The sequence below is a fragment of the Sinomonas terrae genome (assembly GCF_022539255.1).
Classification (GTDB): domain Bacteria; phylum Actinomycetota; class Actinomycetes; order Actinomycetales; family Micrococcaceae; genus Sinomonas; species Sinomonas terrae.
The window spans coordinates 2,447,226-2,458,850 of record NZ_JAKZBV010000001.1 but is presented as its reverse complement, the minus strand read 5'-3'; the positions used below and the strand labels follow the sequence as shown (position 1 = coordinate 2,458,850).

Annotated in this window: 7 protein-coding genes; 6 read left to right on the top strand and 1 reads right to left on the bottom strand. The window is 68.9% G+C overall.

What is annotated here, in order from left to right:
* The first annotated feature begins 3 nt into the window (after nt 1-3).
* Nucleotides 4-1,719 (top strand): MFS transporter, encoded by a 1,716-nt coding sequence (locus L0M17_RS11465; protein ID WP_241054083.1) that lies wholly within the window; start codon nt 4-6, stop codon nt 1,717-1,719.
* Between the two features lie 60 nt (nt 1,720-1,779).
* On the opposite strand, the gene L0M17_RS11460 is transcribed toward L0M17_RS11465, so the two are convergent.
* Nucleotides 1,780-4,305, bottom strand: a complete 2,526-nt coding sequence (locus L0M17_RS11460) for a DNA gyrase/topoisomerase IV subunit A (protein ID WP_372498012.1) — start codon at nt 4,303-4,305, stop codon at nt 1,780-1,782.
* A gap of 65 nt (nt 4,306-4,370) precedes the next feature.
* On the opposite strand from L0M17_RS11460, the gene L0M17_RS11455 reads away from it, so the two are divergent.
* The 5 genes from L0M17_RS11455 (at nt 4,371) to L0M17_RS11435 (ending at nt 11,615) form a co-directional block, all read left to right on the top strand.
* Nucleotides 4,371-7,091 (top strand): bifunctional acetate--CoA ligase family protein/GNAT family N-acetyltransferase, encoded by a 2,721-nt coding sequence (locus tag L0M17_RS11455; protein ID WP_241054082.1) that lies wholly within the window; start codon nt 4,371-4,373, stop codon nt 7,089-7,091.
* 69 nt (nt 7,092-7,160) lie between these two features.
* Nucleotides 7,161-7,871, top strand: a complete 711-nt coding sequence (locus tag L0M17_RS11450; protein WP_241054081.1) for a DUF5998 family protein — start codon at nt 7,161-7,163, stop codon at nt 7,869-7,871.
* Nucleotides 7,868-9,085 carry an alkaline phosphatase family protein gene (locus L0M17_RS11445; protein WP_241054080.1) on the top strand — a complete coding sequence of 406 codons (1,218 nt, stop codon included), beginning with the start codon at nt 7,868-7,870 and terminating at the stop codon, nt 9,083-9,085. Before L0M17_RS11450 ends, L0M17_RS11445 begins: the two co-directional genes overlap by 4 nt.
* A gap of 155 nt (nt 9,086-9,240) precedes the next feature.
* Entirely contained in the window at nt 9,241-11,118 is a 1,878-nt protein-coding gene (locus L0M17_RS11440; RefSeq protein WP_241054079.1) for an MFS transporter, read from the top strand.
* On the top strand, nt 11,115-11,615 hold the full coding sequence (locus L0M17_RS11435; protein WP_241054078.1) for a MarR family winged helix-turn-helix transcriptional regulator: 501 nt from the start codon (nt 11,115-11,117) through the stop codon (nt 11,613-11,615). Before L0M17_RS11440 ends, L0M17_RS11435 begins: the two co-directional genes overlap by 4 nt.
* The last annotated feature ends 10 nt before the right edge of the window (nt 11,616-11,625 follow it).

Sequence of the window (11,625 nt, the reverse complement as noted above, 5' to 3'; positions counted from 1 at the left end):
AGAATGCCGAGAGACCTCGACCAAACCGCCTCTGAATCCGCAGCAAGCGAGCCGGGAACCGACAAGCCAAGCTCCAACGGGAGGGTGCAGCGCACCGCCCCGCGGCGCCGCATTTCGTTCCGCAAACGCCGGCTGAGGGTCGACGACGTCAACGTCGTCGACCGCTCGATGCTTCACCGCGCCATCGGCGGCACCATCGTGGGCAACACGATGGAGTGGTACGACGTCGGCGTGTTCGGCTACCTCATCACGACGATGGGCCCGGTCTTCCTCCCCGAGGCCGATGCGTCCGTGCAGACGCTCTTCCTGCTCGGCACCTTCGCGGCCACCTTCGTTGCCCGCCCTGCCGGCGGGGTCTTCTTCGGCTGGCTCGGCGACAAGATCGGCCGGCAGCGCGTCCTCGCGGCGACGCTCATCATGATGGCGGCGTCCACCTTCGCCCTCGGTCTCCTGCCGGGCTACGACCAGATCGGAGTCTGGGCCGCGGTCCTGCTCGTAATCGTGAAGCTCGTCCAGGGGTTCTCGACCGGTGGAGAGTACGCGGGGGCCACCACCTTCGTGAGCGAGTATGCCGCAGACCGCCGCCGCGGCTTCTTCGCGAGCTTCCTCGACATGGGCAGCTACCTCGGCTTCGCGGTCGGAGCCGCGCTCGTATCGGTCCTGCAGATGACCCTTGGTTCTGCCGCCATGGGCGAGTACGGCTGGAGGATCCCGTTCCTCGCCGCCGGGCCGCTCGGGGCGATCGCCATCTACTTCCGCCTCCGCATCGAGGAGAGCCCGACCTTCCAGGCCGCCCTCGAGGCGCAGGAACGGTCCGTGCACGAATTGGCAGCCAACGACGAGGGCGCGACCAAGGGCCCCATCGGCATCGTCCGCTCCTATTGGCGCCCGATTCTCGTCGCGATGGTCGTCGTCGCCGCGGCCAACACCGTCGGCTACGCCCTGACGTCCTACATGCCGACGTACCTCACCGAGTCGAAGGGCTACGACGAGCTCCACGGCACCCTCCTCACAATCCCGGTGCTCGTCGTCATGAGCCTATGCATCCCGCTGACGGGCAAGCTCTCCGACCGCATCGGCAGGCGCCCCGTCCTGTGGATCGGCGCAGTGAGCACGATCGTCCTGTCGATCCCTGCGTTCCTCCTGATCGGCATCGGCAGTGTCCCGGCAACGCTCGCGGGCCTTGCGCTTGTCGCTTTCCCCGTGACGTTCTACGTCGCGAACCTCGCATCGACGCTGCCCGCCCAGTTCCCCACCGCGAGCCGCTACGGCGCGATGGGCATCGCGTACAACTTCGCCGTCGCGATCTTCGGGGGAACCACACCGTTCATCGTCGACGCCCTCATCAAGGCCACGCACAACGACATGATGCCCGCGTACTACCTCATGGCCACCTCGCTCGTGGGCGCCGTGGCGATCTTCTTCCTCCAGGAGTCAGCGGGGCGGCCTCTTCCCGGGTCGATGCCGAGCGTCGAGTCGGACGCCGAGGCAATCGACGTCGTCGAGAACCAGGAGGAGGATCCCCTCATCGACCTCGCGCACATGCCGCTCGCCGAGGTGCCGGTTGCGGTCGCGCCCGACGGCGAGGCCGTCCAGCTTCCGCTCGATCACCCGGCTGCAATTGCCGCCGCGGAGCAGGCAGGCATCGACCTCGAAGCGACCGCATTGGAGGCGCAGGTCTCGGGCGAGGAGCCGGTCGCCTCGGGCACGTCGGCCTAGACGGACGAGTTCTATCACCCTCCTGCCGGAGGGACAGGAGGTCGGTCCGAGTTTCGGGAATCAGCCGAAGCTCGGGCCGACCTCCTCCACGGTCTGCGACAGCGGGACCCCTGAGCCGTCCCTGCGGCCGGGCTCAGTCGGCAAGGAGCGCGCGACGCCCGCGCTCGAGGACGCCTTCGCCGGTCCATGCCCCGCCCAGGCGACGAGCAGGACATCCTCACCTTTGAGGTAGCGGTGGGCCCGCACTCCACCGGTTCCGCGGCCCTTCGCGGGGTACTCCGAGAACGGTGTGATCTTCGCGGTGCCGGGCGCGGTCCCGGGAAGGGCATCTCGGCTTCCGGCGATTGTCACGACGACGGCGCCCTCGTCGCCCGACGCGACGACACCGAAGTGCAGAGCCTTGTCCCCGTCGGCGAGCCGAATGCCGGCCATCCCACCGGCCGTGCGCCCTTGGGGACGAACGCCGGAGGCGGGGTAGTGCAGGAGCTGTGCCTGCTCGGAGATGAACACGAGGGCGTCCTCGTCGCCAGCGGGAGCCGCGCCGATCACGCGGTCGCCGGACTTGAGCGTGATGGCCTCCCAGTCCTCTCGGTTGAGCGGGTAGTCGGGGCTCAGGCGTTTGACGATCCCCTGCTCCGTTCCGAGCGCGACGACCGCGTCGAGCGGCACGAGCGCGACGAGGGTTTCGCCCTTCCCGAGGGAGACGAAGTCTTTCGCGGGGACGCCTCCCGCGAGGTTGGGAAGGCCCGCGGCTGGCGCGAGCACCGGGAGGTCGACCGCCTGAAGCCGGACCATGCGTCCCGTCGAGGTCACCGCACCCAGCTCGCCCCGCGCCGTCGTCCGCACAACTGAGCGGAAGACGTCGTGCCGCACCCGCGGTCCACCTTCGACGAGGGGGTCGGCGTTCGCCGTGCGGGCGATGTTGCCGGAAGCCGTCAGGATCGCCCAGCACGGTTCGTCCGCGATCTCCAGAGCTAGGGCGGGCGCCTTCCCGGACGCCTTCTTCCCGCCGTCCTTCGCGCTGTCCGCGGCAGCGAGGGCGCGTGCCGTTGCGGGCGCCTGTTCCTCAGCGTCGAGCAGCAGGGTGCGTCGGGGGGTGCCGTACTTCGCCGCGATCTCACCGAGCTCACCCGCGACGAGTTGGCGAAGGAGCGTGTCGGAGCCGAGGATCGCCTCGAGCTCCTCGATCTCGCGCCGCAGCTCGTCCTGTTCCTTCTCGAGCTCGATCCGGGAGTACTTCGTCAGCTGTCGAAGGCGCAGTTCGAGGATGTAGTTGGCCTGGATCTCCGTGAGGTCGTAGACCGCCATGAGCCGCGTGCGCGCCGCAGCCGCTTCGTCGGAGGTCCTGATGATCTGGATGACCTCGTCGATGTCCATGATGGCCACGAGGAGGCCCTCGACGAGGTGGAGCCGGTCCTTGCGCTTGCCGAGCCGGAAGGCCGTCCGGCGCCGCACGACCGAGATCCGGTGGTCCGCATAGACCCGAAGTAGCGGAAGCAGCCCGAGCGTCTGCGGCTGGCCGTCGACAAGCGCCACGTTGTTGATGCCGAACGAATCCTCGAGCGGGGTGTAGCGGTAGAGCTGCTCCAAGACGGCGTGCGGATTGAACCCGTTCTTGAGCTCGATGACGAGGCGCAGGCCGTGATTGCGGTCCGTGAGGTCGATGACGTCGCTGATGCCCTGGAGCTTCTTCGAGCCCACCGCGTCCTTGATCTTCTCGATCACCTTCTCGGGTCCGACCATGTAGGGCAGCTCCGTCACGACAAGCCCCGTCCGGCGGGCGGTGAGCTGCTCGACCGCGACCGTCGCGCGGGTGCGGAATGAACCGCGGCCGGTGCGGTATGCGTCCCGGATGCCGTCCAGGCCGACAATGCGGCCGCCCGAGGGCAGGTCCGGTCCCGGGACGAGCTCCATGACTTCCTCTAGCGTCGCGTCCGGGTTGGAGATCACGAGCTGCGCCGCGGAGACGACCTCCGTGAGGTTGTGCGGCGCCATGTTGGTCGCCATGCCGACGGCGATCCCCGAGGCGCCGTTGACGAGCAGGTTGGGGAACGCCGCCGGGAGGACCTCCGGCTGCATGATCTGGTTGTCGTAGTTCGGCACGAAGTCGACGACGTCCTCGTCGAGGTCGTCCGTGAGCGCGAGGGCCGCAGCTGCCATGCGCGCCTCGGTGTAGCGCGGCGCCGCCGGTCCGTCGTCGAGGGAGCCGAAGTTGCCGTGCCCGTCGATGAGCGGGAGGCGGAGGGCGAAGTCCTGCGCCATGCGGACCATGGCGTCGTAGATCGCAGCGTCGCCGTGGGGATGGAGCTTGCCCATCACCTCGCCGACGACACGGGCACTCTTCACGTGGCCGCGGTCGGGCCGCAGCCCCATGTCGCTCATCATGTAGAGAATGCGGCGCTGGACCGGCTTGAGGCCGTCCCGGGCGTCCGGGAGGGCGCGGGAGTAGATGACCGAATACGCGTACTCGAGGAAGGACGTCTCCATCTCCGACGCGACGTCGATGTCCGTGATGTTCTCGGCCGGAACCTCGCCGAGAGGGAGCAGATCGGAGGACTTCCCGGACGGGGTGGATCGACGTGCCAACGCTTGCTGAGTCCTTACGTATGCGAAGAGGTCTGGGAGAACAGGGCCTGAACTAGGCTAAGCCTATGGCGGATGAGGGCACGGTCAGCGCATATCCCCAGCACTGGGAAGCTGATGTCGTACTCCGCGATGGGGGCACCGCGCACCTCAGGCCTATCCGTCCAAGCGACGCTCCAGCGCTCCAGACGTTTCACGTGAGCCAGTCGGAGAGCTCGATCTACCTCCGCTTCTTCAGCTACAAGGCCCGGCTCACGGACGCCGAGCTCAAACGGTTCACGGAGGTGGACTACCGGGACCGTGTCGCGCTCGTGATCACGGTCGGGGACGAGCTCATCGGCGTCGGCCGGTACGACAGGCTGGCGGACCCTAGCGAAGCCGAGGTGGCATTCAACATCTCAGACCGGCATCAGGGCCGCGGTATCGGTTCGATCCTGCTCGAGCACTTGGCCGCCGCCGCGAGGGAGTGCGGCATCCGCCGCTTCACCGCCGAGGTCCTTCCCGAGAACCGCAAGATGCTGGCTGTCTTCGCAGAGGCGGGGTACGCGCTCGACCGTCGCTTCGACGACGGCGTGGTGAGCGTCGAGTTCGAGATCGATCCGACGGAGAAGTCCCGTGCGGTGATGGAAGCCCGCGAACACCGCGCCGAGGCCCTATCGATCCAGGGGCTGCTCGCGCCGCGGTCTGTCGCCGTGATCGGGGCGAGCCGCCGGTGGGGGACGATCGGCCAGCAGCTGCTCGCCCACGTCGTCGACGGGGGCTTCACAGGAAGCGTGTGCGCCATCAATCCCGAGGCGCTTGAGCTCGGAGGTATGCTCACCTACGCGCGGATCGGCGACACCCCCGGAAGGGTCGACCTCGCCCTCGTCGCGGTGCCCTACGACGACGTCGCGGCCGTCGTTGCCGAGTGCGCGGCGGCGGGCGTACGGGGTGTCGTGATTGCCTCCTCCGGGTTCGCCGAGGACGGCGAGCGCGGCCTCGCACTCCAGCGTGAACTCGTCCGGCACGCGCGCTCCCGCGGGATGCGCCTCGTCGGGCCGGGCTCGCTCGGGATAGCGAACACAGATCCCGACGTGCGTCTCAACGCCTCTATGGCCCCGGCGATGCCCCGTCAGGGCAGCCTCGGCCTCTTCAGCCAGTCGGCCGCGATAGGCATCGCCCTCTACGCGGCCGCAGACCGCCGGAAGCTCGGCTTCTCCTCGCTCTTCTCGGCAGGCAATCGGGCCGACGTGTCAGGGAACGACGTCATGCAGTACTGGGAAGACGATGTCGCAACGAGCGCAGTCGGTCTCTATCTCGAGTCCTTCGGCAATCCCCGCAAGTTCTCCCGGATCGCACGCCGGCTCGCCCGTAGCAAGCCGGTCATCGTGGCCAAGAGCGAGATCCTCGGCCTGCGCCTGCCGCCCGGGCACGCCGTCCGGACGTCGCAGGCCCCGCCCGAGGCGCTCGACGCGATGCTGCGGCAGGCCGGCGTCATCCGTGTCTCGACACTCGAGGAACTCGTCGACGTCGCCCAGATCCTCTCAGGGCCACAGCCGCGCGGCCCGCGGATCGCCGTCGTCTCGAATGCGGCCTCGCTCGGACGCGTCGTGGCGGACGGGGCCGAGGGATACGACCTCACCGTGACCGATACCGTGACCGACCTCGACCTCTCGGGCCGTTCGACAGCACTTCCGGCCCTCAGGGCCCGCATCCTCGATCTCATCGACGCAGGGGCTGCCGACTCGATCGTCGTCGCCCTCGTCCCCACGGCCGGGGTGAAACCTGACGGCATCGCGGAGATCCTGGCCGAATGCGCCGAGGCGCGCTCGACGACGATCGTGGCCGCGTTCACCGGAATCCTCGGGCATCCCGAGCGAGCGGAGGGCCTGATCCCCGACCGGGGCACCGAGGGCCTCGGCTCGCCGACGGTCCCCGCCTTCACGAGCGCAGGCGATGCTGTGGCGGCCCTTGCCGCCGTCGTCCGCTACACCGAGTGGCTCTCGCACGAGGCGAGCGAGCCCTTCGAGGCGACCCATGACGACGACGGCGCCGAGGACCTCATCGACACGGCGCTCGCAGGCGTCACCGGGCCGGACCTCGTACGGCTCGGGCCTCGGCAGGCCGCCGACCTCCTTTCGTGCTATGGGATCAGCCTGCTCCCGTCGCGGCCCGTCGCCTCGGCGGACGAGGCCGTCGCGGCAGCAGAGGCCCTGGGCTGGCCGGTCGCGCTCAAGTCGACGTCGTCGAGCCTTCGGCACCGTCTGGACCTCGGCACGGTCCGCTTGGATATCCGGGACGAGCCGTCGCTCCGATCGGCATTCCACTTCATGGAGCAGTCCCTGTCCGCCTACGGTGAGCTCGCGGCCGGCCCGAGCGCGGAGCCGCGGCTCGAAGTACAGAGCATGGCGCCGCTCGGGCAGGCGTGCGTCGTGCGGGCGATCGAGGATCCGCTGCTCGGACCGGTCATTTCGTTCGGTCTCGCGGGGGATGCGGTCGCTCTCCTCGACGACTGGGCGCACCGGGTCCCACCGCTCACGATGCTGGACGTCCGCGACCTCGTGCGCGGACCGCGGGCATCCGAGAAGCTCTTCGGGTACGAAGGGCTTCCTGCCCTCGACGTGGCTGCGCTCGAAAGCCTCGTCGGGCGGGTGTCGCTGCTCAAAGACCGGCATCCCGAGGTCTCCGTGCTCGAACTCAAGCCGGTGGTGGTGAGCGAGCACGGTCTCACCGTCCTGCACGCGGAGGTCTGGCTCGGCAACGCGGCTCACCGGACCGACAGTGCGCGCCGGGCGATGTCGGATCAGTAGCCTCGCATGCCCCTATCACACAGATGACCCATTTGAAGGGTCCATGCGTCAGTCTGGGAGAATGGTCGTATGAGCCACACGCCGTCCTCCCATGTGCCGGGCCATGAGCCGGCCGCGCGGTCCTTGAGCGCAGACCTCGAGCGCACGGGCTTCTACCCCCGGCTCGTAGCCGACGTCGTCCACGATGCCCTCGACGGCGCTTCGCCGCACGCGCACCTCGTCCACCTCGAGACCCACTTCGAGCGCGCCGAGGTCCGGCGTCACATCACCGTCCTTGCGCTCACCGAGGAGCTCCTTGTCATCACGCATGTTGACGAGGCCCCGCTCGAGGCGGACCCGCAGCGCACGACAGCCCAGGTGTCCACGGAATCCATCCCGCTCTCCCAGGTCAGGACCGTCGTTCTGAGCTATGTGTTCACGGAGCCCGCCTCGTATGAACCGGGGGATCCGGTCCGCGAGGTAACCCTCTCCATCGCGTGGTCGGGGGGCCAGCGCCTCGACCTCCTGCCGGCCTCGTGCGGGGACCCGAACTGCGAGGCCGACCACGGCTACACGGGCAGCATCGCGCAGGAGGACATCGTCCTGCGGATCAGCTCAGAGGCCGATGGGCCTGAGGCGGTCAACACCGCCAAGCACTTCGCGCGGCTGCTTCGCGCGGCGAACGTCGCAAGCCCCACCCGAGTGGTGCAGAGCCCGTCCGCGCCCCCTCCGCCCGCCTCCCGTCCGCGGCTCGCAGGCCTGGGCGGGCGTCCCTCGCGTGGGCACGGGGGACGCGAGTGACGGGATCGCCCGTTCCGACGGCCGTCGAATCCCTTCCTGCCGCTCCTGCGTATGGCCGCCGGAGCATCGCCGACCTCCTGCCGAGCTGCGCGGCAGCGCTTGGCGCAGAGGGCTTCGAGAACCCCCTCGGGCTGCCGGACGCCCCGCGCGTCTGCGTCGTCATGGTCGACGGGCTCGGCCGATCCCTGCTGACCCAGCGTGCTGCCCACACGCCCTTCCTCCGCGGAAAGCTGCAGGCCGGGCAGGGGAGTATCCCGGCGACGCTCGACGCCGCGTTTCCCAGCACGACTGCCGCGTCGCTCGCGAGCTTCGGCACCGGGCTTCCCCCCGGGCAGCACGGAATGGTCGGCTACGACGTGCTCGCTCCGCACTTGGGACGCGTCGTCAACCAGCTCAACGGCTGGGACCCCGCCGTCGACCCCGACAGGTGGCAGCCGTTCCCGACGGTGTTCGAGCGCCTCGATCCTGCGATCCCGGTCGCGACCGTGAGCCTTCCGCAGTTCGAGGGCTCCCCGATGACGCGCGCTGCGCTGCGCGGGGGCCGCTTCATCGGCGCCGAGACGCTGCACGCAAGGACGACGGCGGCCGCCTCGACGCTCGCCGCGGCGCCGCGCATGCTCCTGTACTTCTACCTCAACGAGCTCGACAAGGCGGGGCACGTCGCCGGCTGCGAATCACGGGCGTGGGAGGAGGCACTCGAGGAGGTCGACGCGTCGATCCGCAGGCTCGACGCGCAGCTTCCAGCCAATACGCTCATCCTCGTCACCGGCGACCACGGCATGGTCGATGTCCGTGAGGCGCACCGAGTCGACTTCGGCCTGGAGCCGGAGCTCGTCGAGGGGACCAGATTCACAGCGGGTGAGCCTCGCATGGTCCACCTCCATCTCGAGGATCCCTCGGACGACGGCGCGCTGCGGCGCTTGCTTGAGAGGTGGCACGCGCGCTTCGGCAAGCAGGCGTGGGTCTTTACGAAGGGGCAGGCGATCGAGCAGGGGCTCTTCGGCGAGGTGCGCCCGGAAGTCCAGGAGCGCATCGGCGACCTTCTCGTGGCCCCGCATGGCGAGCTGGCGCTGTACGACGGGCGCCGCGTCCGGCCTGCCGCCTTCACCATGGTCGGACAGCACGGCTCGCTCACGAAGGCCGAGCGGCTCGTCCCACTCGTCGCGTTCCGTGCGTCCGGCCCAGCGCATTCCAAGCGGCGGCGCCGCAGCTGAGGCCGCCTTTCCCTTGAGGGGCCTCCCGTCCCTTGAGGGCCTCCCGCTTCTTGAGGGGCCTCCCGCTTCTGAGCCCACCGGCGTACGGTAGTTAGTACACGTCAACTAACTCCGGCGTTTTCCAAGACCGGCTGCACGTCGACTCGGAGGCTTCCATGAGCTCGAATGCCTTGACCGCATACCGCGCGCGGAGGGCAGCGCACGCCGAGCGCGACCTCGCGAGCCCCCACTACAAATGGATCGTCCTGTCCAACACGACGCTCGGCGTCCTCATGGCGACGATCAACTCCTCGATCCTGCTCATCGCCCTGCCGGACATCTTCCGCGGGATCGGCATCAACCCCCTCGAACCCAGCAATACGGGCCTCCTGCTCTGGCTCATCATGGGCTATCTGGTGGTGACTGCGGTCCTCGTCGTGAGTTTCGGCCGCTTGGGGGACATGTACGGGCGCGTACGGATGTACAACGCGGGCTTCGCCATCTTCACCTTTTTCTCCATCCTGCTCTCGGTCACATGGCTCCACGGCACGGCTGGGGCTATCTGGCTCATCGCGATGCGCATCCTCCAAGGCATCGGGGGAGCGCTCCTCATGGCGAATTCAAGCGCGATCATCACCGACGCCTTCCCCGTCAACCAGCGCGGCCTGGGACTGGGCCTCAACCAGGTGGCGGGCATCGCAGGCTCATTCCTCGGCCTGATCATCGGCGGTCTTCTGGGCCCGCTCGAGTGGCACCTCGTCTTCCTCGTCTCCGTCCCCGTGGGCCTTTTCGGGACGATCTGGGCCTCCCTCCGTCTCCACGAGTCCGGCACGCGGCCGCGCTCGCGCATGGACTGGTGGGGGAACCTGACCTTCGCGATCGGCCTCATCGCGGTGCTCGTCGGCATCACGTACGGCATCCAGCCGTACGGATCGAGCCCGATGGGCTGGGCCAACCCGGCGGTCCTCGTCGCGATCCTCGGCGGCGTAGCCGTCCTCGTCGTGTTCTGCATCATCGAGCTCCGTACGCCGGACCCGATGTTCCGCCTGGACCTGTTCCGCATCCGGGCGTTCTCGGCCGGCAACCTCGCAAGCCTTCTCTCAGGGCTCGGCCGTGGCGGGCTCATGTTCATCCTCATCATCTGGCTGCAGGGCATCTGGCTGCCCCGGCACGGCTACAGCTTCGAATCGACGCCGCTCTGGGCCGGCATCTACATGCTTCCGCTCACCATCGGCTTCCTCGTGGCCGGACCGACCTCTGGCTGGCTCTCAGACCGCTTCGGCGCCCGCTTCCTCGCGACGGGCGGCATGGTGGTCGCGGCGGCGAGCTTCCTCTGGCTGCTCGTGCTTCCGGTGAACTTCGACTACTGGGTGTTTGCCCTGGCGCTCCTCGCGAACGGCATCGGCATGGGCCTGTTCGCCGCACCGAACCGTGCCGGCATCATGAACAGCCTGCCGCCGGGGCAGAGAGGCGTCGGCGCGGGGATGAGCACGACGTTCCAGAACTCTTCGATGGTGCTCTCGATCGGCATCTTCTTCTCGCTCATGATCGCAGGCCTCGCGGGGTCTCTTCCGCACACGCTGAGTGCTGGGCTCACCGCACAGGGAGTCCCTGCGGCCGCGGCCGACCGCATCGCTGCGCTGCCACCCGTGGGCGTGCTGTTCGCTTCGCTCCTCGGCTACAACCCCGTTCAGACGCTGCTCGGGCCGCAGGTGCTCGGTTCGCTGCCGCCGGCCAACGTGCAATACCTGACGGGCCGAGGCTTCTTCCCGTCGCTCATCTCCGGTCCTTTCGCATCCGGTCTCGAAGTAGCGTTCGCCTTCGCCGTAGCCGCGTGCCTCATCGCGGCCATCGCCTCCGCCCTCCGCGGCGAGAGGTATGTGGACCCCGGTACCGGGGCAGCGGTCGGTTCCGGGACCGCAGGAACAGCCGGGAGCCCACGAGAGTCAGGGGCGGAAGAAGCGGGGGCGGCAGAGACAGCAGGAGCTCAGGGGATGGAAAACTCTCCCTCGGAGGACGCGGAAGCCTCCGCTCCAGAGGGAAGGCGGCGATGACAGGGGGCCCGGCCCGCGGTGACGCCGAGACTACGGCCCTCGCCGCGGAGCTGCGCACCGCTGTCAACCGGCTCGCGTTCTACCTCCGGAGGGACGCTGGGAAACGGGATCTGACCCCGTCCAGGCTCGCCGCCCTTGCGGCGCTCGAGCGTGGCGGCCCCCAGCGGCCCGGCGACCTCGCGGCGAGCCTCGGCATCAGCGCGGCGAGCATGTCGCGGCTCACGGAGGCGCTCGAGGGAGGCGGATGGGTCCGCAGAACGCCCGACGCGGCCGACAAGCGGGCCTTCCTGCTGGCTCTCACCGAGGAGGGGACCGCGACGATCAACGATGTCCGCCGCGAAGGCACGAGCCGGCTCGCGGAGGAAGTCGCTCTGCTCTCGCCGAAGGAGCGGGCAGCGCTTGTTGCCGCGCTTCCTGTTCTGACCGGCCTCGCCGACCGGCATCTCGACGGCCTTGCCCGCTCGCCGCTCACGGCAGAAGCACGGGCAGGCACCTAGGCCAGAGAGC